The sequence below is a fragment of the Pseudomonas sp. CFBP 8772 genome (genome assembly GCF_014841665.1).
In the GTDB taxonomy this organism is placed as follows: Bacteria; Pseudomonadota; Gammaproteobacteria; order Pseudomonadales; family Pseudomonadaceae; genus Aquipseudomonas; species Aquipseudomonas graminis_B.
The window spans coordinates 336,403-357,526 of the sequence record NZ_JACYUI010000004.1 but is presented as its reverse complement, the minus strand read 5'-3'; the positions used below and the strand labels follow the sequence as shown (position 1 = coordinate 357,526).

Sequence of the window (21,124 nt, the reverse complement as noted above, 5' to 3'; positions counted from 1 at the left end):
AGACGGAACGGATGCCGTCCAAAGAGAACAACGCGTGGCGATTGAGCACAACCTGGACGTACCCGCACCTGCACGATTGGGCCTGACGCCATGTGCAGGCGGTTTTTGCGGAGGCGCAGCGACATGGAACGTCTGACGCGGTTTCTGGCTGTGCTGACCCGTTGGGGGCTGAGTCTGTGCGCCCTTTTCGTGGTGCTGGTCGCGCTGTACGTGAGCGTCGGCCGTCAGTTGGTGCCGATGGTGGCCGAATACCGCGCCGACGTGGAAGCCAAGGCGCAGGCGGCGCTGGGCATGCCGGTGAGCATCGGTCGGCTGGAAGGCAGCTGGAGCGGCTTCGCCCCCATCTTTGTTGCGCGTGATGTGATGATCGGCGAGGGCGGCAACGCCGTTCGGCTCGATCACGTGCGCGCCATGCCCGACCTGCTCGCCAGCCTGCGTACCCGCGAAGTGCGTCTCGAACGCCTTGAGCTGGACGGCCTGCAGATTGGTCTGAAAGAAGACCAGAACGGCCACTGGGCACTGCAGGGCCTGCCCGTACAGCCCGATCAGGTGACCGATCCCGAGCAAATCCTCAATCAGATGCAGATGGTCTCGCACCTGTCGCTATTCGACAGCCAGATCACCTTGCAGCCCTATGATCATTCGCCCCTGACGCTGACCTATGTGAGCCTGACGCTGAAGACCGGCAGTCTGCATCAGCGCCTCGACGCGCGCCTGAACCTGCCCGACGGCCAGCCATTGTCGTTGAACGTGCGCTCCACGGTGCGCGCCCATGAATGGCGCGACGGCGAGGCCCAGGCCTACCTGAGCTTGCCGCAAAGCGAGTGGTCGCAGTGGTTGCCGAAGAGCCTGACCCGCGACTGGAAAATTCAGAAGCTCAAGGCCGGCGGCGAGTTGTGGCTGAACTGGGGCAAGGGCAATCTGCAAAGCGCCGTCGCCCGCTTGAATGCGCCGCAGTTCAAAGGCTCGTACGCCGACCGCAAGCCTGCACGCATTGACAATCTGGCCCTTAACGCCTGGTTTGTGCGCGACGAAAAAGGCTTCAGCGCGACGCTCGACTCGCTGGCGATGGACCTGAACAGCAAGCGCTGGGAAAGCCGCGTTGATCTGCAGCAGACTGCTGCGACGGCCGATGCCGAAGAGCTGTGGCACGTGCAGGCCGACCGGCTTGATCTGACGCCGATCACGCCGCTGCTCGACTCACTGGCGCCGTTGCCTGACAAGGTGATGGTGGCGGTCGACCGCCTGAAAGTCACCGGGGGCCTGCGCAACGTGCTGGTTGATTACCGACCGCAGGCCGAGCCGCCAAAACGAGTGAGCTTCGCCGCCAATCTGGACAAGGTCGGTTTCGACGCCTACCACGGCGCGCCGGCGGCGGGGAACGTCAGCGGCGCGATCAGCGGTGATCTGGGTCAGGGCGAACTGCGCCTCGACACCGATGATTTCATGCTGCACCTAGACCCGATTTTCCGTAACGAATGGAAGTACCGTCACGCCAATGCAAAGCTGACCTGGTCGCTGGACGATCAGGGCTTCACGCTGATTGCGCCGTACATCAAGGTTCAGGGGGAGGAGGGCAATATTGCCAGCGACTTCCTGATTCGCCTGCACTTCGATCACAGCCAGGAAGACTACATGGACCTGCGCGTCGGGCTGATCGACGGCGACGGGCGCTACACCTCCAAATACCTGCCTGCCGTGCTCAGCCCGTCCCTTGATCAGTGGCTGCGCACCGCGATTCTGGGTGGCAACGTCGATCAGGGTTTCTTCCAGTATCAGGGCTCGATCAGCAAAGATGCGCCTGACGTGGCGCGGGTTATCAGCCTGTTTTTCAAGGTGCGCAACGCGAGCCTGGCGTTCCAGCCGGGATGGCCGCAGCTGAACAATGTTGACGGTGACGTCTTCGTCGAAAACAGTGGCGTGCGCATTCGGGCCAACAAGGGGCAGTTGCTGAACACCCAGGTCAGCAATGTCGCGGTGGACATTCCGCATGTTCCGGCGGGCCAGTCCAGCCATCTGCTGGTGGACGGGGATCTGAAAGGCAGCCTCCAGGACGGCATGAAGATTCTCCAGGAAGCGCCAATCGGCACCGGGCAGACCTTTGCGGGCTGGCAGGCAGAAGGGCCGCTGCAGGGGCATATCAACCTGGATATACCGCTGGTGAAGGGCCAAGAGCCCAAAGTCGTCGTCGATTTCAGTACCGACAATTCGCGTCTCAAGCTCGCCGATCCGGTGCTGGAGCTGACGCAACTGCGCGGCGATTTCCGTTTCGACTACACCAAGGGCCTGAGCGGCAAGAACATCAAGGCCGTCGCCTTCGACAAGCCGGTGAACGCCGAGATTTTCGCCGAAGGCAAACCGGGAGCACCGGTGACCCGTATTACCGCCAGCAGCCAGATCGCCAGCAAGCGCCTGACCGATTGGCTGGGCGTGACGCAGCCGTTGCCGATCTCAGGCGATCTGCCCTACCAGTTGCAACTGACATTGAGCGGCAACGCCAGTCAGCTGCAGATCAACTCGAATCTGAAAGGGTTGGCGGTCGATTTGCCGCCGCCCTTCGGCAAAACCGCAGATGATGCGCGCGACACCGATTTGCGCATGAACCTGCAAGGCCCGGAGCGGCGCATCGACGTCGGCTACGGCAATATCGCCAATCTCGCGTTTGCGTCGCCGCCGGGCAAATTCGGCGACGGCCGTGGCGAACTCTTCCTCGGCGAAGGCGGGGCGATCGTGCCGGACGCCAAGGGATTGCGCGTTCGCGGTTCGTTGTCGGAACTGGACATCGCGCCCTGGCAAGCCATGGCTGAGCGGTATGCCGGCAATGACCCGGGGGGTAGCGCCAAGCAATTACTCAACAGCGTCGATTTGCAGATCGGCAAGCTGACCGCGATGGGCACGACGCTGGAGCAGGTGGGCGTTCAGCTCCAGCGCAGCAGTGCCGCATGGGCGCTGTCGCTGGACAGCTCGAAGGTAAAAGGCACTGCGACGTTGCCGGACAGCAAAGCCGCGCCGATCGACATCAGTCTGCTGTATGTACGCTTGCCTGCACCGGACCCCAACGCGGCAGTCGTTGAAAACGCGCCTGACCCGTTGGCGGACGTGGACCCGCGCAATATTCCCGCGCTGAACATCAAGATCACTCAGCTGTTTCAGGGCGATCAATTGATGGGGGCGTGGTCGCTCAAGATCCGCCCGACGCCGAACGGTATCCAGATGTCCGACATGAATCTGGGCCTCAAAGGCATTGCGCTGCTGGGTAATGGCGGTTGGGAAGGTACACCGGGGACGACCAGCAGTTGGTTCAAGGGCCAGGTGAGCGGCAAGAATCTCGCAGATGTGCTCAAGGCCTGGGGTTTCGCGCCTACGGTCACCAGTCAGGAGTTCGAGCTGAACGCTGACGGTCGCTGGCCGGGCTCGCCCGCCTGGGTGGGTTTGAAGCGCTATTCCGGCAGCCTGGATGCGACGCTCAAGAACGGCCAGTTCGTTGAGGTCGAGGGCGGTGCGCAGGCGTTGCGGGTGTTCGGCCTGCTCAACTTCAATTCCATTGGCCGGCGTCTGCGTCTGGACTTCTCCGACCTGCTGGGCAAGGGCCTGAGTTACGACAAGGTCAAAGGGCTCCTGGTGGCGAGCGATGGCGTATACGTCACCCGCGACCCGATCACCATGACCGGCCCGTCCACCAATCTGGAACTCGACGGCACGCTGGACATGGTCCGCGACCGCGTCAACGCCAAGCTGCTGGTGACCCTGCCGGTGACCAATAATTTGCCGATTGCCGCGTTGATCGTGGGCGCACCGGCGATTGGCGGCGCGTTATTCCTCGTCGACAAGCTGCTGGGCGATCGCGTATCGCGCTTCGCCAGCGTGCAGTACAAGGTCGAAGGTCCCTGGAAAGAACCGAAGATCACCTTCGACAAACCGTTCGAGAAACCGCAGTGATCACTCCCTCGGCACGACGCAGACCTATGCAGCGTGACGCCCGACGCCTTCCCGGCTAAAGCCGGTCCTACAGACTTCGCGCGGTCTGTAGGACCGGCTTCAGCCGGGACCAGGGGAGAGGGGACTCAGGGGAGAGGGGACTGATTTATTTACAGCGCTTCACCGTAAATTAATCTGTCTCCGTTGGCCAAACTCTGCGGTGTAACACCTGACGCCTTCCCGGCTAAAGCCGGTCCCACTAAGGTTGGCTGTCGAATTGGGGCTTTCGGACGAGCCCAATCGTCGGCGCCTGGAGTAGAGTGCAGTTCTATCGATCGGGGAGCGTGTATGTCCTTCGCAGTCATTCAGATGGTCAGCCAGAGCGATGTGCTCGGCAATCTGGCTCAGGCGCGCCGGCTGCTGGAACAGGCCGCTGCATCGGGCGCCAAACTGGCGGTGCTTCCGGAAAACTTCGCTGCCATGGGCCGTCGTGATATCGCTGCCATCGGCCGCGCCGAGGCCCTTGGCGAAGGTCCGATCCTGCCATGGTTGAAACTTGCCGCCCGCGACCTCACCTTATGGATAGTGGCCGGGACATTGCCGCTGCCGCCGGAAGGTCAGCCGGATGGCAAGGTCACGGCGTGTTCGTTGCTGATTGACGATCAGGGCCGGCAAGTCGCGCGTTACGACAAGCTGCACTTGTTCGATGTCGACGTTGCCGATGCGCGAGGGCGTTACCGGGAATCCGACGATTACGCCCATGGCAACAACGTGGTGGTGGCCGACACCCCGGTCGGGCGGCTGGGGCTTTCGGTGTGTTACGACCTGCGCTTTCCCGAGCTGTACACCGCGCTGCGGGAAGCCGGGGCTGAATTGATCACCGCGCCATCGGCCTTTACCGCCGTAACCGGCGCGGCGCACTGGGACATTCTGCTGCGCGCCCGGGCCATCGAAACCCAGTGCTATGTGCTGGCGGCGGCCCAAGGCGGCATTCATCCGGGGCCGAGAGAAACATTTGGGCATGCGGCGATCATAGATCCATGGGGCCGCGTGCTGGCCGAGCAGGCGCAGGGTGAAGCCGTGCTGCTGGCCGAACGAGACAGCGTCGAACAAGCGTCCATACGGGCGCGCATGCCGGTAGCGAATCACCGGCGATTTTTTTCGCAGGCCGCCGTGCGACCTGCCAATACCCCGGAGTGAATATGAGCCACTTGTCCTCTGTCAGCGAACACCTTCTGGCACCAGGCGGCCTGAGCTTAGACAACCTGCAATCGGTGCTCGGCGAGCTGGCCGGTCCAGGCATCGACGCCGCCGACCTGTATTTTCAAGGGCAGATTTCCGAGTCCTGGGCACTGGAAGACGGCATCGTCAAAGAAGGCAGCTTCAACCTGGACCAGGGCGTCGGCGTACGCGCGCAGTCAGGCGAGAAAACCGGCTTCGCCTACAGCAACGCCATTACTCATGAAGCCCTGACCCAGGCGGCCCGGGCCGCTCGCTCGATTTCCCGCGCGGGCCAGAACGGCCGTGTTCAGGCGTTCACCACCCAGGACGTCGCCCAGCTGTACGCGCCGGACAACCCTCTGGAAGTCATGACCCGCGCCGAGAAGGTCGAACTGCTCAAGCGCGTCGACGCCGCCACCCGTGCGCTGGACCCGCGTATTCAGCAAGTCACCGTGAGCATGGCCGGTGTCTGGGAACGTATTCTTGTGGCGTCCACTGACGGCGGTCTTGCCGCCGACGTACGTCCGCTGGTGCGTTTCAACGTCAGCGTGATCGTCGAGCAGAACGGCCGTCGTGAGCGCGGCGGACACGGCGGCGGCGGACGCACCGATTACCGTTATTTCCTCAGCGACGACCGTGCGATGGGCTATGCCCGTGAAGCGTTGCGTCAGGCGCTGGTCAATCTGGAAGCCATTCCGGCGCCGGCTGGCACCTTGCCGGTCGTATTGGGCTCCGGCTGGTCCGGCGTATTGCTGCACGAAGCCGTCGGCCACGGCCTTGAGGGCGACTTCAACCGCAAGGGCAGCTCGGCCTACAGCGGCCGCATGGGCGAAATGGTTGCGTCGAAACTCTGCACCATCGTCGATGACGGCACCCTGGCCGATCGCCGTGGCTCCCTGACCGTCGATGACGAGGGCACCCCGACCGAGTGCACCACGCTGATCGAAAATGGCGTGCTCAAGGGCTACATGCAGGACAAGCTCAACGCACGGTTGATGGGCGTCGCGCGCACCGGCAACGGCCGTCGCGAGTCCTACGCACACCTGCCGATGCCGCGCATGACCAACACCTACATGCTGGGCGGCCAGAGCGATCCGGCGGAAATCATCGCCTCGGTCAAGCGCGGCATCTACTGCGCCAACCTCGGCGGCGGGCAGGTGGACATCACCAGCGGCAAGTTCGTGTTCTCCACCAGCGAGGCCTATCTGATCGAAGACGGCAAAATCACCGCGCCGGTCAAAGGCGCGACGCTGATTGGCAACGGCCCGGAATGCATGAGCCGTGTGTCGATGGTCGGCAACGATCTGTCCCTGGACAGCGGCGTCGGCACCTGCGGCAAGGACGGTCAATCGGTTCCGGTAGGCGTCGGTCAGCCAACGCTGAAGATCGATGCGATCACCGTTGGCGGCACAGGCGGGGCTTGATAATCGAGGGGCTTGCGCCGGTTGAGTGATTCAAACGGCGCAGCCATTTTTAGCGCAGTCCGCGTTTGCTTTCGTCTAGCTCGCGGATGTATTTGAAAATTTTGCGGGTCGCGGTAGGGGCCTTGTTCTGCGCAGCTTCATGCTGAGCCTGACGGATCAGCGAGCGCAGTTGCTGACGGTCGGCGTCCGGGTACTCACTGACGAACTGCTCAAGCACGTCGTCGGTACCGGTCACCAGGCGATCACGCCAGCGTTCCAGATTGTGAAAGCGCTCGTTGTACTGGCGCGTAGAGGCGTCAAGCTGATCGAGCAGCACCAGGATTTCATCCAGATCCTGATCGCGCATCAGCTTGCCGATGAATTGAATGTGGCGTTTGCGCGCAATGTGCGCGGTGTGCTTGGGAGCATCGGCCAGTGCCCGACGCAGAGGGTCGGTCAGAGGCAGCTTGGCCAGCACATCGGGCTTGAATGTCGTCAAGCGTTCGCCCAGCTCCACCAGAGCGTGAAGCTCTCGTTTGACCTGGGTTTTGCTTTTCTCTCCGTCGAAGGAGTCGTCGTAAGAATCAACCATGGGGGCCGTCCGCAAATAAACGCCGCCATGATAACCAGTCAGGGCCCGGTTGTCCGGCCCGGCTGCTGAAATCAGAATTTGATGGAGAACGTCATGAGTGCATCAGAAAGCGTCGGCCCGCAGGCTTTGCCGGCATTGCAACAGCAGGTCGAGCAGATCGTCGCTGAAGCCAAACGTCAGGGCGCGACCGCGTGCGAAGTCGCCGTGTCGCTGGAGCAGGGCCTGTCCACCACGGTTCGCCAGCGCGAAGTCGAGACAGTCGAATTCAACCGCGATCAAGGTTTCGGCATCACCTTGTACGTAGGCCACCGCAAGGGTTCAGCCAGCACTTCCGCGAGCGGCCCCGACGCCATTCGCGAGACCGTTGCCGCCGCGCTGGCCATCGCCAAGCACACGTCGGAAGACGAGGCCTCGGGGCTCGCCGACGCTGCGTTGATGGCCAAAGACCAGCCGAATTTCGACCTTTATCACCCGTGGGACATCACCCCCGAGCAGGCCATCGAACGCGCGCTGGTCTGTGAAGCGGCCGCCTTCGACGCCGACAGCCGGATCAAGAACGCCGACGGCACCACGCTGAACGTGCATCAGGGCTGCCGCGTTTATGGCAACAGCCACGGTTTCATCGGCGGCTACGCGTCGACCCGCCACAGCCTGAGCTGCGTGATGATCGCCGAAGGCGAAGGGCAGATGCAGCGCGACTACTGGTATGACGTCAATCGCCGTGGCGAGCTGTTGATGGACGCCCGGCTGATCGGCCAGAAAGCCGCCGAGCGTGCCGCAAGCCGGCTGGGCGCGCGGCCGGTGCCGACCTGCGAAGTGCCTGTGCTGTTCTCCGCCGAGCTGGCGGGCGGTCTGTTCGGCAGTTTGCTGGGCGCGATCTCTGGCGGCAACCTGTACCGCAAGTCTTCGTTCCTCGAAGGCGCGATCGGCCAGCGCCTGTTCCCCGAGTGGATGACCATCGACGAGCGTCCGCATCTGGTTGGCGCCATGGGCAGTTCCGCGTTCGACGGCGACGGCCTGGCGACCTACGCCAAGCCGTTCGTCGAAAATGGCGATCTGGTTTCCTACATCCTCAGCACCTATTCGGGCCGCAAACTGGGCCTGCCGAGCACCGCGAACGCGGGTGGCGTGCATAACCTGTTCGTCAGCCACGGCACCGAAGACCAGGCGGCGCTGATCCGCCGCATGGGGCGCGGGCTGCTGGTCACCGAGTTGATGGGCAGCGGCCTGAACATGGTCACCGGCGATTATTCCCGTGGCGCTGCGGGTTTCTGGGTCGAGAATGGCGAGATCCAGTTCCCGGTTCAGGAAGTGACCATCGCCGGCAACATGCGCGACATGTTCAAGCAAATCGTTGCCGTGGGCAGTGATCTGGAGCTGCGCAGCAACATCCGCACCGGTTCTGTGCTGATCGAGAAGATGATGGTGGCGGGTAGCTGATTCCGCTCTGCGTTAGCGCGTCACCCCCAAGGCCTGCCCCGATTTCGGTGCGGGCCTTTTTTATGGGCGCTTTCAGACACTGCAGCAGACTCAATACATCGCCGGGGTTGTGTTGATTCTTAAACTCATTTAATAATGAATCTCATTCGTTAAGTGGGCCTCGGTCATGGGCACTGTTCTGCACGAGTCGCCGTACCTGGAACACTGGCGCGCATTGAGTCTGCGGATTCGCTGCGCGCTGGATCCGGACGAGCCGCGGCTCATCGAACACTACCTTGCGGAAGGCCGCTATCTGGCGCGCTTCACCGCCACGCCCAAATCCCTCATCTGTGAAAGCACCTTTCGCCTGCTGGTCGACACCGCCAGCGACACCGCGCTGCCCTGGCATTGGCGTTGTCTGTGCCTGGACCAGGCATGGCGTCCGCTGCGTGACATGCAGGCGCTCGCCAAATCCGCTGCGCAACAGCAACGGGTTCAGGCCTTCGCTCAGCGTGTGGCGACCTGCGCACTGCTGCCGTCGATTCCTCTGACCGACCCCGCGCCATCGAATCCGCAAAACGCCCTGCCGACGGCTTTTGATCGCCGGCGCCACTCGTGAGGACCTGCGCCATGGAGCAATGGAAACGTACCATCCTGAGCGGTAACAGTTGCTTTAACCGAGGCGACTTGATCGATGCGCGCGAGCTGTACCTGCAAGCCCTCGCGCTGGCGCAGGTGCTCTTCGACCGTTGGAGCGTCGCCGATGAGGCCGTTGCGGCGTTCGTGATTTCTCATCACAACCTGGCGGATCTGCACCTGAGTCTGGGTCAGCCCGAGGAGAGCGCCGAATACCTCTGCGCCGTGCATCAGCGGCTGCTGAATGTGATTCAGGACCCGCAAATGACGCCCGCCCTGCGACAGGCAGCGCTGCGGCACAGTAATAAAACCTACAGCGAACTCTTGGGTTTCGTCGGCCAATACGGCGAGTACCCACGCACCCAACGCCTGCTCAACAGCCGCGGCGAACATTCCCGCTCGGCGCTTCAGCACCACGCCGCTCGCGCCGGCACCCTCTCGTATGGAGTCCACTGACATGCCCTTTACCTTGCCTGCCTTGCCCTACGCCTACGATGCGCTCGAACCCCACATCGACGCGCAGACCATGGAAATTCACTACAGCAAGCACCACCAGACCTACATCAACAACCTCAACGCAGCCGTCGAGGGCACCGAATACGCGGAGTGGCCGATCGAGAAGCTGGTTGCCAGCGTGGCCGAGCTTCCGGAAAAACTGCGCCCGGCGGTGATCAATCAGGGCGGCGGGCATGCCAACCATTCGCTATTCTGGGAGGTGATGAGCCCCCAAGGTGGCGGCGTGCCAAGCGGTGCGCTGGCGAAGGCGATTGACGAGCAAGTGGGCGGATTCGAGGCGTTCAAGGACGCTTTCACCAAAGCAGCGTTGACGCGCTTCGGCAGCGGCTGGGCCTGGCTGAGCGTCACGCCGGACAAAAAACTCATCGTGGAAAGCAGCGGCAATCAGGACAGCCCGCTCATGAACGGCAACACGCCGATCCTCGGGCTGGACGTCTGGGAGCACGCTTATTACCTGCGCTACCAGAACCGTCGTCCGGACTACATCGCTGCGTTCTACAACGTCGTCAACTGGGATGAAGTTGCCAAGCGCTACGCAGCGGCGCTCGGCTGATCCCTACCAGACCCCGGATAAGGCGATTTATGCGTTCGGACATACTGGCTCTCGGCAGCGTGCGGTTATTGCGGCTGGCATTGGGCTCGATTCTGGTCCTCGTGGGCACCGCTCTGCTGGTGGCCCAGGGACTCTCATGGGTTGCACTTGAGCCGAGAATGTTGCGAGCGCTGGAAGGCGGCGCCATCTGCGCGTTGGGCACGGCCCTGGGCGCCGTGCCGGTGCTGGTGATCCGCGGCCTGCCGGTGGCAGTGTCCGATGGCCTGCTGGGTTTCGGCGCCGGCATCATGCTGGCGGCGACAGCGTTTTCGTTGATTGTGCCGGGCCTGGGCGCGGCCCATGATCTGGGCTTCACCCCGTGGGGCGCGGGAGCGTTGATCAGCTTCGGGATACTGCTCGGCGCGGCCGGTTTGTTTCTGGTCGACACGCTGGTTTCCAGAGGGTCACCGTTATCGGAGGTGGCCGGGAAACCGACGATCCCCTCGAACATCTGGCTGTTTGTCATCGCCATCATTGCCCACAACATTCCCGAAGGGATGGCGGTGGGCGTGTCGGCGGGGGGTGGTTTGGCTCACGCCGACAGTCTGGCAATGGGTATTGCCATTCAGGACGTGCCGGAAGGGCTGGTCATCGCGCTGGTGCTGGCGTCTGCCGGCATGTCGCGGCTCAAGGCGTTTTTGATCGGCGCTGCCTCCGGATTGGTCGAGCCGGTGTTCGCCGTGCTCTGCGCCTGGCTGGTGGAGGTGGCTGCGTTACTGTTGCCGGTAGGACTGGCGTTGGCGGCGGGGGCGATGCTGTTGGTGGTGACCCACGAAGTCATCCCCGAATCCCGCCGCAACGGTCACGACAAAATCGCCAGCTTCGGATTGCTGGTCGGATTCTGCTTGATGATGGTGATGGACACGGCGCTGGCCTGAGGGGGCGGGCGGCTACAGCCTGCCTCCGCCCAGCTTCGACAGCGTGACGGCATCCGGCTTGCCGTCGAAAAACGCCTCAAGCACCTGCTGGAAAACCGGCGTATCCGGCGCCACCGCTGCGAACAGCGTCATGCTTGATCGCAGCTTCATGTCATCCGGCGAGCCCATGATCTGCATGGCGCTGCGGTTTTTCCATTCAAGCAACGCCTCGCAGCAGCGCGCCAACCGTTCGCCCAATACCGGATGCTGCAGATAGGCAATCGCCTCGTCACGCCCACAGACCGCGTACCGCCGAGCCATGTCGCTGTGGCCCAGGCCGGCCAGTTGCGGGAACACGAACCACATCCAGTGCGACTGCTTGCGCCCGGACTTCAGTTCCGCCAGTGCGCGTTCGTGCATCGACGCTTGCGCTTCGACAAATCTTTGCAGGTCAAATGGATCGTTCATTGCTGACGCCTTGCCCTGATCGCGGCACCTCGCCGCGCTTGCGATTGAGACTACAGCAGCGAGTGATGTTTCCAGCACTTTCAGGCGCCTGCTCCTCAACCGCGTAAAAACCCTTATAATCCTGCGCCTATTCCCTCTGATGCGAGATCCGCCGTGAGCTTACCGCCGTGCCCAAAATGCAGTTCCGAGTACACCTACGAAGATGGCAGCCAGCTCGTGTGCCCGGAATGCGCCCACGAGTGGTCGGCTGACGGCGCCAGCGCCGAAGCGGGCGATGACACCAAGGTGATCAAGGACGCTGTGGGCAACACCCTGCAGGACGGCGACACCGTCACAGTCATCAAAGACCTGAAGGTCAAAGGCTCGTCGCTGGTGGTCAAGGTCGGCACCAAAGTCAAAAACATCCGCCTGGTGGACGGCGATCACGACATCGACTGCAAAATCGACGGCATCGGCGCGATGAAGCTGAAATCGGAGTTTGTGAAGAAGGGTTGATGATCGCTTGGCCTGATAGTGTGGGAGTGAATGGGATGAACTCAGTATCTCGATGACGCTGCTGGACCTGTGGGAGTGAGCTTGCTCGCGAAGACTGCCTTCCGGCCGCTGAAGACGATGCGGATGCACCCACCGCTTCGTGAGCAAGCTCACTCCCACAATGGATTGTGTGCGGCATGGTTTTCCGCACGCTAACCCAGATGCCCGCCTCAACTCGGCAAATTAATCCCGAACGTATTCACTCCATCCTCGCTGCGCACGAACACGGTGCCGCCGTGCATCAGGGCGATGGCTTTGACGATCGCCAGTCCAAGCCCGTGGTTGGCGCCGCTGTTGCTGCGCGAGGCATCGACGCGGTAGAAACGCTCGAACAGTTTGGGCAGATGTTCCCCGGCGATCGGCGCGCCGGGATTGGTCACGCCGATGCTGACGTGATCGCCCTCATCGCGAATATCCACCTGAATCAACTGCCCAGGCGAGGTGTGCTGCACCGCGTTGTGCAGCAGGTTGATCAGCGCCCGGCGCAAGTGCGCGGTTTCGATGGGCGCGTTGGCATCCCCGCGCACCTCAACCTGCACCTGCGCGTCTTCCAGAATGAAATCCAGATAGTCCAAGGTCTTTGCCACCTCCACGGCGAGCGAGGCTTGGGTCAGTTGAGTGGCTTTGCTGCCTTGATCGGCGCTGGCCAGAAACAGCATGTCATTGATGATCGAGCGCAGCCGTTCGAGCTCTTCGAGGTTGGATTGCAGCACCTCGAAGTAATGCTCGGCCGAGCGCCCGCGGGTCAGCGCCACCTGGGTCTGACCGATGAGGTTGGTCAGGGGAGAGCGCAGTTCATGGGCAACGTCGGCGTTGAATGACTCCAGCCGCGAATAGGCCTGCTCGACCCTATCCAGCGTCGAGTTGAACGAGGTCACGAACTGATCCAGTTCAGGCGGCAGATGCGACAATTTCAGGCGCCCGCTCAGTCGTGGCGGTGTCAGTTTGCGCGCCTCCAGAGACAACTCCGTCAGCGGCTTCAAGCCGATGCGCGCGACCCAGTAACCCAGAGCAGACGCGAGCAGGATGCCGACGGCGGCCAGACTGATCAGCGCGACGAGCAGGGAATGTTGGGTCTGCCAGAAGGTTTCGGTGTCCACCGCTGTCAGAAAACGCAGCGGCGGACGTTGATCTTTCGCCGGGAACTGACTGACCAGCACTTTGAACGGGTAATCATGGCCCCTCAGGTTCAAGTCGCGCATGCCCAGCGGGCCCTTGGCGAAGGCGCGGATCTCGGCGTCCGGGTTGCCGAATTCATAGGTCGGGTTGTCGCTGACCACCCAAAAGCGCAGGCGTTTGTCTTCCTCACTGAGCAGCCTGAGCTTGGCGTTGATTTTGGCCCAGTGCTCGGGCGTTCCATAACGCTGGACGGCCGATTCGAGCACGCTGTAACGGGCGTCGACTTCGGCTTCCGGCAACAGCCCGAGGCCCTTGTCCACTTGCAGGTAAAGCGCCCAGCCGATCAACAGAAACACCAGCAGCGCCACGAGGGCGAACATGCCGCTCAGGCGCAGGGCGATGGAATTAGTCGACACGACGGCTCTCCAGCACGTAACCCATGCCGCGAATGGTGTGCAGCAGTTTTTGCTCGAACGGCCCGTCGAGCTTGGCACGCAGGCGTTTGATCGCGACTTCGACGACGTTGGCATCGCTGTCGAAATTCACGTCCCAGACCATCTCGGCAATCGACGTCTTCGACAGGATTTCCCCCTGACGCCGAGCCAGTACGCTCAGCAGCGAAAACTCCTTTGCCGTCAGATCCAGACGTGCGCCGGCCCGGGTGGCCTTGCGGCTGATCAGGTCGATCCACAAATCAGCGACGCTGATCTGCACCGGCTCGTGGCCGCCACTGCGCCGGGTCAAAGCCTGCAGGCGAGCCACCAACTCCAGAAACGAAAACGGCTTGCCCAAATAATCGTCAGCCCCTTCGCGCAGGCCGCGAATGCGATCGTCGACGTTCTCGCGGGCGGTGAGCATTATCACCGGCGTCTGCTTGCGCGCACGCAGGGCTCGCAGCACGCCATAGCCATCGAGGCCGGGCAGCATGACGTCGAGAATGATCACCGCGTAGTCGCTTTCCAGCGCCATGTGCAGGCCTTCGATGCCTTCGCGCGCGACGTCGGTGGTGTAACCCTGCTCGGTCAGGCCCCGGTGCAGGTAATCGGCGGTTTTCTCTTCGTCTTCGATAATCAGGACACGCATCGGTCCACGCTCACTTTTTCACTGCTTGCTTATTAGGTACTTGGTTTCAACGGCTTACTTTTCAGTGGCCAGTTCCGCAACCGCCGGCTTACCGGATGCTGTCGCGCCCGGCGCTGTCGAAGCAGGCGTCTGACGCGGGCGGTGGAACAGTCGCTCCAGTTGCAGGTAGATCACGGGCGTGGTGAACAGCGTCAGCGCCTGGCTCACCAGCAACCCTCCGACAACGGCAATGCCCAAGGGCTGACGCAGCTCCGCACCGACACCATAACCGAGCATCAACGGCAGCGCGCCGAGCAATGCCGCCAGCGTGGTCATGATGATGGGCCGAAAGCGCGTCAGACAGGCTTCATAAATGGCGTCACGCGGGGACATGCCTCGATTGCGCTGGGCGTCCAGCGCGAAGTCCACCAGCAGGATGCCGTTCTTCTTGACGATGCCGATCAGCAGCACGATCCCGATCAGGCCCATGATCGAAAAGTCCTGACCCATCAGCCACAGCAGCAACAGCGCACCGATACCGGCGGAGGGCAGGGTGGAAATGATCGTCAGCGGATGGACGAAGCTTTCATACAGCACGCCCAGAATGATGTACACCGCTACCAGCGCCGCGATAATCAGCCACGGCTGGTTGGCCAGCGAACTCTGGAACGCCTGGGCCGCGCCCTGGAAGTTGCCGATGATCGAGGCGGGCATGCCGATCTCGTTCTTCGCCTGATCGAGCAGCACCACCGCATCACCCAAGGCAACGCCCGCCGACAGGTTGAACGACAGGTTCGCGGCCGGGAACATGCCGTCATGGCTGATCGACAACGGTCCCATCTTCGGCGCGCCGACCTTGGCCAGCGCCGACAGCGGCACCATTTCATTGGTCAGCGGCGAGCGCAGGTAGAAGTAATTGAGGCTTTCGGCCTTGCCGCGCTGCTGCGGCTCCAGCTCCAGGATGACTTTGTACTGGTTGATGTCGGTCTGGTATTCGTTGATCTGGCGCTGACCAAAGGCGTCGTACAGCGCCTGATCGACGTCCGCCGTGGTGAGGCCGAAACGCGCGGCGGCGCTGCGGTCGATGTCGAGGTGCGTGACGCTGCCGCCCAGTTGCAGGTCGTTGGAGAGGTCGCGGAAGGCCGGCAGGGTCTTCAGTTTATCGGTCAGCTTTTGCGTCCAGACATTCAGCAGCGCGCCGTCGTTGCTCTTGAGCACGTATTGGTACTGCGCGCGGCTCGGACCGGAACTCAGGTTGATGTCCTGCCCCGCGCGCAGGTACAGGACGATGCCGGGGATCTGCGCCAGTTTCGGCCGGATCCGGTCGATGAACTGGCTGGCGGAAACGTCACGGTCTGCACGGTCCTTGAGGGCGATCCACACCCGGCCGTTGGCGATCGTCTGGTTACTGCCGCTGACACCGACCGAATGGGAAAACGCCTTGACCGCCGGATCCGCGGCGATGATTTTCGCCAGCTGTTTGTGTTTCTCGATCATGTCCGGGAAGGAAATATCCGCCGCCGCTTCACTGGTGCCCAGCACCATACCGGTGTCCTGAACCGGGAAAAATCCCTTGGGGATCAGCACATAGCCGACCACCGCAAGCGCCAACGTCAGGCCGAAAATACCCAGCATCAATCGCTGGTGCGCAAGGGCAAAGCGCACGCCGCGGGCATACCGCGCGAGCAGTCGCTCGCCGAAGCCGGGCTTGGCGTGGGGATCGTGTTTCGGTGCGCGCATGAACAGTGCCGCGAGGGTAGGCGCCAGGGTCAGCGAGACCACCACCGAAATCAGAATGGTCGATGTCGCGGTCAGCGCGAACTCCTTGAACAGCCTGCCGACCACGCCGCCCATGAACAGCAGCGGAATGAATGCCGCGACCAGCGAAAAGCTGATCGACACCACGGTGAAGCCGATTTCGCTGGACCCTTTGATCGCCGCGTCGCGCTTGCTTTCGCCGGCTTCCAGGTGTCGGTGGATGTTCTCCACCACGACAATCGCATCGTCGACGACAAACCCCACCGCCACCACGATGGCCACCAGCGTCAGGTTGTTCAGGCTGAAGCCGAGCACGTACATCAGCGCGAAACTGGCAACGAGGGACACGCCCAGCACGGCGGTCACGATCAGCGTCGCAGAGAGCTGGCGCAGGAACAGCGCCATGACCGCGATCACCAGCGCGATGGCAATCAGCAGCGTCATCTCCACTTCATGCAACGATGCACGAATGGTTTTGGTGCGGTCGCTGAGCACCGAGACGTCCACCGACGCCGGGAGCATTTCCTGCAATTTGGGCAACTGGCCAAGCACCCGGTCGACCGTCTCGACGATGTTCGCGCCGGGCTGGCGGAACACCACGATGTTCACGCCCTGCTGATCCCCGGACCAGGCCCGCACGTAGGCGTTTTCCGAACCGTTGATGACCCGCGCCACGTCACGTAAATGAACCGGCGCGCCATCTTTGTAGGAAACGATCAGTTGTTCGTAGTCCTTCGCCTGAAACAGTTGGTCGTTGGAGGCGAGGGTGGAAATGCTGTCTTTGCCGTACAGCGCGCCCTTGGCCAGGTTCAGGCTGGTCTGCTGCAGGGATTCCCGCAGATCGGCGAGGGTCAGCCCGATGGATGCAAGTTTTTCAGGCGCCGCCTGCACGCGAATTGCCGGACGTTGCTGACCGGTGATGTTGACCTGTCCGACGCCATCGATCTGACTCAACTGACGCGCCAGCAGGGATTCGGTGACGTCGCTGAGTTCGGTGGCGGGCATCAGGTTCGAGCTGACGCTGAGGATCAGCACCGGGCTGTCCGCCGGGTTGACCTTGCGCCAGGTCGGCAGGGTCGGCAGGTCTGCGGGCAAGCGGCCGGCCGCCGTGTTGATGGCCGCCTGCACTTCCTGCGCGGCGGTGTCGATGCTTTTGTTGAGGGTGAACTGCAGCGTCAGGTTGGTGGAGCCCAGCGCGCTGCTCGACGTCATCTGGGTCATGCCGGGAATGGCGCTGAACTGCACTTCGAGCGGCGTCGCCACCGACGATGCCATGGTTTCCGGGCTGGCGCCGGGCAACTGCGCAGCCACTTGAATCGTCGGAAACTCGGCCTCCGGCAGCGGCGCCACCGGCAGGCGAGGGAAGGCGATGCAGCCCAGCAGCACCAGCGCGAAGGTCAGCAGAACCGTGGCGATCGGGTGGTTGACGCACCACGCGGAGATGGACCCGCGGCTGTTCATTTCGCCGCCCCGGTGGAGTCGGCCAGGGTGTCCACAGGATCACCCTTGACCACCTCGATGTACGAACCGTTTTTCAGACGCGACTGACCGTCGCTGACCAGCACGTCATTGGCCTCCACCCCGCTGATCAGCATCAGGTCGCTGTCCTGATACAGCACCTTGACCGGCACCACCTCGGCCGTGTCGCCCTTGATCCGATAAACATAATGCTGGTCGATGCCGCGCTGCACCACCTGTGGCGGAACCTTCAAGGCATTGCGATCGATGGCGGTCTGAATGCGCACGGTCACCAACTGCCCTGGCCACAGCTTCTCGTTCGCATTGTCGAATATCGCCTTGGCGCGGATGGTGCCCGTGCTGGCCGCCACCTGATTGTCGATCAACAGCAACTTGCCCTGACCCAGCAGCGTGCCAGTCGCGCCTTCGCCGAGGTAGGCATTGACCGGTGCGGGCGTGTTGGAGGCAATCAGATCATGCAGCGTGGGGAGCATCTGCTGCGGCAGGGAAAACTCCACCGACACCGGGTCGATCTGCGTCACCGAGAAGAGCCCGGTCGCATCGCTGACGCGCAGGAAGTTGCCTTCATCGACGTTGCGGATGCCGACCCGACCTGTCACCGGCGAGCGTATTTGCGTGTAGGACAGCTGCACTTGCGAGGCATTGATCGACGCCTGATTGCCCAGCGCCGTGGCCTTGAGTTGGTCGACCAGCGCTTGCTGCTGATCGTACTGCTGTTTCGAGATGCTGTTGTCGACGGTCAGCAGCTTGTAGCGCTTGAGGTCGACATTGGCCACGTTCAGCTGCGCCTGGCTCTGGGTCAACAGCGCTTTGGCCTGATCGAGTGCGGCGCGGATCGAGCGATCATCGATGGTCGCCAGCAGATCACCCGCCTTGACCTGCTGCCCTTCCTTCACCAGCACCCTGGTCAGAATCCCGTCTACCTGAGGACGAATCACCACGCTTTGCAGCGACAGCACCGAGCCGATGCCGGTGACGTAACGCGGCACGTCTTCCTGCATGACGTTGATCACGCGCACCGGCACGGCAACCGGGGCGCTGACCTTCTTTGCCGCGGGCCGTGTCATTGCCCAGACGCCTATCACCACGAGCACGACCAACAGGGTCGCGAGCATCACAACGTTGTTCTTCTTCTGCATACAGGGACAGGGCCAACCAGTGAATGAGGGGCGGGTAACCGAGAGCGTTCTTTATAACCCTTTGACCCGGTCAGCAAAATGACTGCTGCCTGTCAATATTGTCAGGTGAATAAGGGCAGACGATGAACGTGGGTAAAGAAACAACGCCGCAGGGCGATACCCAGATAGAAGCCACGAGTTTCGATGAACGAGTTCTACTGTGACGGGGAAAATTCCTACATAAACTTCGTGAGCTCCGAATGCTGGTTCACCAGGGGCTGGACTGATTTCGCTCAGCAGGTCCCTACTCCGGAGTAGTGCGATGAAAAGCCAAAAGGCTGTTTCGCTGTTTTTCTCGATCGCGGTCATCGGTGCGTGTGCCATGACGGCGCCTGCCGCCCGGGCTGCCCAAGGCGCGCTAATGTTTCACGGTAGCGTGGTCAATGCGACGTGCGACGCGCAGGTTTATAGCGCTCCGTCTTCAACCGGCTCCTTTAATACCTTGCCAGCCGACACTCATCTCACCTTGAGCGCAAGCCGTGGTGATGACGCGTGCGCTCAGCGAGTCGGGCCCGTACAGGTGACTTACAACGCGCTGTCCGCAGCCGGGTCTGAGGCTCACGCGGGCATCGTCACGCTGACTTATCCATAAGCGCTTTCGCGCTCACCCGAAGCTATCTGCTGACGAACCCGGCTCAATCGAGCCGGGTTTTTTGTGGGTGAACGCTTTAAAGGGGCTCGTCTGCGGCCAGGCCTTTCGGGGCACCGTGCAAACGTTCGCCTCAGGTTTTCTGAGGACGTAATGCCGCAAGCCGCGGCCTGCCTGGGGTCTGACACAGAAGCGTCACCTCCTACTGAAAGGTCCCACACGCGCAACTGTGTTTTCAATCCAAAAGAGGTAGATCGCCTGACAGCCGACCTTGAAGACGCTGCTTATAGTTCGTGTCGTCCTTTTGGGCACACACGAATCGACACAAGGAACGTCGTTATATGAAAAAGCTTTCTCTTACCCTGGCTATCGTGGCCGCAATGGGGCTTGGCATTTCCGGGACCGCGAATGCTGCGAACAACGGCAAACTTGTTTTCACCGGTACCCTGACCAATATCACGTGTGACATCGGCGCCGGAACGGGCGCCACCCCTGGCAACAACCCCGGCGAGATCAACGTAGACCTGGGCAACGTCTCGTTTTCCGACATCGGTCTCTTCGCCGACAACAAACTTGAAACCGCATCGCCCATCCAGCTGTTGGTCAATTGCACCGGCGGCGCCTCTCAATACAACACTGTGAACATGCGCTTCGTTGCTCGCCAGGGCAGCGGTCTGGATAACCTCGATCAGAAACTGCTGCGGGCCACCGGCGCGGCGGACGGTGTGGGCATCGGTCTGCTCAATGCATCCAATCAGTTGATGGACCTGAGCGGCAACGAAACCATCGACACGCCACTGGTCAAGGACGGTGCCGATGGCGCGACCGCCGAGATCAACTTCGGCGCGGTGTACGTCCTCAACGGCGCGGCCACCAACCCGGGTAATGCCGACGGCTTCCTGCCGTTCGTGATGGATTACCAGTGATGTAGCGGGCGAGCGGGCGTTGCTCGCTCGCCTTCCTGGCGTGTCCACCCCACAGCCCAAGACGGTCTCACCATGTTTCCTGATTTCATTCGCGGCTCGGCCCTATGGCTGGGCCTGCTCCTGGCTGCCCCGGCGCAGGCGGGTATCGTGCTCAACACCACGCGTGTCATCTACCAGGCTACGGACAAGGAAGTCAGTTTCGTTGTGAACAACAGCGGGACGGCTGACATCCTCGCCCAGTCATGGCTCGAAGCGCAGAACGACACCGAGAATCTGCCTTTTGTCGTCACTCCGCCGCTGGCGCGAATGGCGGGCAGTGCCCGGCAAATGATTCGGGTGATCTACGCCGGCGAAGGTTTGCCTCAGGATCGCGAGTCGGTGTTCTGGCTCAACGTCCAGGAGATCCCGCAATCGGCGAAGGATAATCAGCTGCAGATCGCGATTCGTCAGCGCATCAAACTCTTCTACCGGCCCGCCGGTTTGAGTGACGATCCGCTCGACGCTGCCAAAAACCTCAAATGGCGCATGCATGACGGCCAGCTGGAAGTCAGCAATCCGACGTCGTATCACGTTTCGATGATTCAGATCGACGCCCGCCAGCAGGGCAAGACGCTGTTCAAGGCGGACAGCAGGATGCTGGCGCCAAAGCAGACCGTTCAATTGCCGCTCACTCAATCGGCCAGTGGTCACGCGGTGGACCTGCGGTTCATCAGCATCAACGATTTCGGCGCGCAGGAGCCGTACACCGCAAAGGTGTCCGGTGGCCAGACGACTCAAGCCATCAAGGCCGCCAACGTCATCACCCGGGCCGAGTAGCCACTCAGTCGCGGGCCGGATTTTACCCAGGTCTTTCTTCG

Annotated in this window: 18 protein-coding genes; 12 read left to right on the top strand and 6 right to left on the bottom strand. The window is 62.0% G+C overall.

All coding sequences use genetic code 11. The annotated features are described in order from the left end of the window. The first annotated feature begins 123 nt into the window (after nt 1–123). The 3 genes from IFT99_RS11560 to tldD all read left to right on the top strand — a co-directional run bounded on the left by IFT99_RS11560 (nt 124) and on the right by tldD (nt 6,563). Complete coding sequence (locus tag IFT99_RS11560; RefSeq protein WP_192132382.1) at nt 124–3,939, top strand: YhdP family protein; 3,816 nt, start codon at nt 124–126, stop codon at nt 3,937–3,939. A 327-nt stretch (nt 3,940–4,266) separates the two neighbouring features. Next, on the top strand, nt 4,267–5,118 hold the full coding sequence (locus IFT99_RS11555) for a carbon-nitrogen hydrolase family protein (protein ID WP_192132380.1): 852 nt from the start codon (nt 4,267–4,269) through the stop codon (nt 5,116–5,118). Between the two features lie 2 nt (nt 5,119–5,120). Beyond that, a complete protein-coding gene (gene tldD / locus IFT99_RS11550; protein ID WP_192132378.1) occupies nt 5,121–6,563 on the top strand; it encodes a metalloprotease TldD in 1,443 nt (480 codons plus the stop codon). A gap of 49 nt (nt 6,564–6,612) precedes the next feature. Here the strand turns inward: tldD and yjgA are convergent, their stop codons facing one another. Then, a complete protein-coding gene (gene yjgA, locus IFT99_RS11545; protein WP_065990105.1) occupies nt 6,613–7,134 on the bottom strand; it encodes a ribosome biogenesis factor YjgA in 522 nt (173 codons plus the stop codon). Nucleotides 7,135–7,227: 93 nt separating this feature from the next. Between yjgA and pmbA the strand changes: the two genes are divergently transcribed. The 5 genes from pmbA to IFT99_RS11520 all read left to right on the top strand — a co-directional run bounded on the left by pmbA (nt 7,228) and on the right by IFT99_RS11520 (nt 11,175). After that, nucleotides 7,228–8,574: a metalloprotease PmbA gene (gene pmbA, locus IFT99_RS11540; protein ID WP_192132376.1), complete on the top strand. Its 1,347-nt coding sequence runs from the start codon at nt 7,228–7,230 to the stop codon at nt 8,572–8,574. Between the two features lie 166 nt (nt 8,575–8,740). Beyond that, complete coding sequence (locus IFT99_RS11535; RefSeq protein ID WP_244656963.1) at nt 8,741–9,172, top strand: FagA protein; 432 nt, start codon at nt 8,741–8,743, stop codon at nt 9,170–9,172. 11 nt (nt 9,173–9,183) lie between these two features. Next, nucleotides 9,184–9,645 carry a hypothetical protein gene (locus IFT99_RS11530; RefSeq protein WP_192132375.1) on the top strand — a complete coding sequence of 154 codons (462 nt, stop codon included), beginning with the start codon at nt 9,184–9,186 and terminating at the stop codon, nt 9,643–9,645. A 1-nt stretch (nt 9,646) separates the two neighbouring features. After that, nucleotides 9,647–10,258: a superoxide dismutase gene (locus tag IFT99_RS11525; RefSeq protein ID WP_192132372.1), complete on the top strand. Its 612-nt coding sequence runs from the start codon at nt 9,647–9,649 to the stop codon at nt 10,256–10,258. 29 nt (nt 10,259–10,287) lie between these two features. After that, nucleotides 10,288–11,175, top strand: coding sequence for a ZIP family metal transporter (locus IFT99_RS11520; protein WP_192132370.1), 888 nt, complete (start codon nt 10,288–10,290; stop codon nt 11,173–11,175). 12 nt (nt 11,176–11,187) lie between these two features. On the opposite strand, the gene IFT99_RS11515 is transcribed toward IFT99_RS11520, so the two are convergent. Continuing rightward, nucleotides 11,188–11,622, bottom strand: coding sequence for a DUF1810 domain-containing protein (locus IFT99_RS11515; protein WP_192132369.1), 435 nt, complete (start codon nt 11,620–11,622; stop codon nt 11,188–11,190). A gap of 153 nt (nt 11,623–11,775) precedes the next feature. On the opposite strand from IFT99_RS11515, the gene IFT99_RS11510 reads away from it, so the two are divergent. Next, nucleotides 11,776–12,117, top strand: coding sequence for a zinc ribbon domain-containing protein YjdM (locus IFT99_RS11510; RefSeq protein ID WP_065990097.1), 342 nt, complete (start codon nt 11,776–11,778; stop codon nt 12,115–12,117). A gap of 209 nt (nt 12,118–12,326) precedes the next feature. Here IFT99_RS11510 and IFT99_RS11505 read toward each other — a convergent pair whose 3' ends face one another. From IFT99_RS11505 to IFT99_RS11490, 4 genes are read right to left on the bottom strand one after another with little or no spacing between them, the layout of a single operon-like run. After that, nucleotides 12,327–13,691, bottom strand: coding sequence for a heavy metal sensor histidine kinase (locus IFT99_RS11505; RefSeq protein WP_192132367.1), 1,365 nt, complete (start codon nt 13,689–13,691; stop codon nt 12,327–12,329). Further along, nucleotides 13,681–14,358, bottom strand: coding sequence for a heavy metal response regulator transcription factor (locus IFT99_RS11500; RefSeq protein ID WP_065990091.1), 678 nt, complete (start codon nt 14,356–14,358; stop codon nt 13,681–13,683). The genes IFT99_RS11505 and IFT99_RS11500 overlap by 11 nt, the downstream gene beginning before the upstream one ends. A gap of 54 nt (nt 14,359–14,412) precedes the next feature. Continuing rightward, nucleotides 14,413–17,556, bottom strand: a complete 3,144-nt coding sequence (locus IFT99_RS11495) for a multidrug efflux RND transporter permease subunit (RefSeq protein WP_065990089.1) — start codon at nt 17,554–17,556, stop codon at nt 14,413–14,415. Beyond that, on the bottom strand, nt 17,553–18,713 hold the full coding sequence (locus IFT99_RS11490) for an efflux RND transporter periplasmic adaptor subunit (protein ID WP_192132365.1): 1,161 nt from the start codon (nt 18,711–18,713) through the stop codon (nt 17,553–17,555). Before IFT99_RS11490 ends, IFT99_RS11495 begins: the two co-directional genes overlap by 4 nt. Before the next feature lie 301 nt (nt 18,714–19,014). On the opposite strand from IFT99_RS11490, the gene IFT99_RS11485 reads away from it, so the two are divergent. From IFT99_RS11485 to IFT99_RS11475, 3 genes are all read left to right on the top strand, one after another. After that, on the top strand, nt 19,015–19,344 hold the full coding sequence (locus IFT99_RS11485) for a hypothetical protein (RefSeq protein ID WP_192132363.1): 330 nt from the start codon (nt 19,015–19,017) through the stop codon (nt 19,342–19,344). A gap of 338 nt (nt 19,345–19,682) precedes the next feature. Beyond that, the gene (locus IFT99_RS11480) at nt 19,683–20,267 is read left to right on the top strand and encodes a fimbrial protein (protein ID WP_065990085.1); all 585 of its coding nucleotides are present in this window, start codon (nt 19,683–19,685) and stop codon (nt 20,265–20,267) included. Nucleotides 20,268–20,339: 72 nt separating this feature from the next. Then, nucleotides 20,340–21,083, top strand: coding sequence for a fimbrial biogenesis chaperone (locus IFT99_RS11475; protein WP_192132361.1), 744 nt, complete (start codon nt 20,340–20,342; stop codon nt 21,081–21,083). Nucleotides 21,084–21,124: the final 41 nt, after the last annotated feature.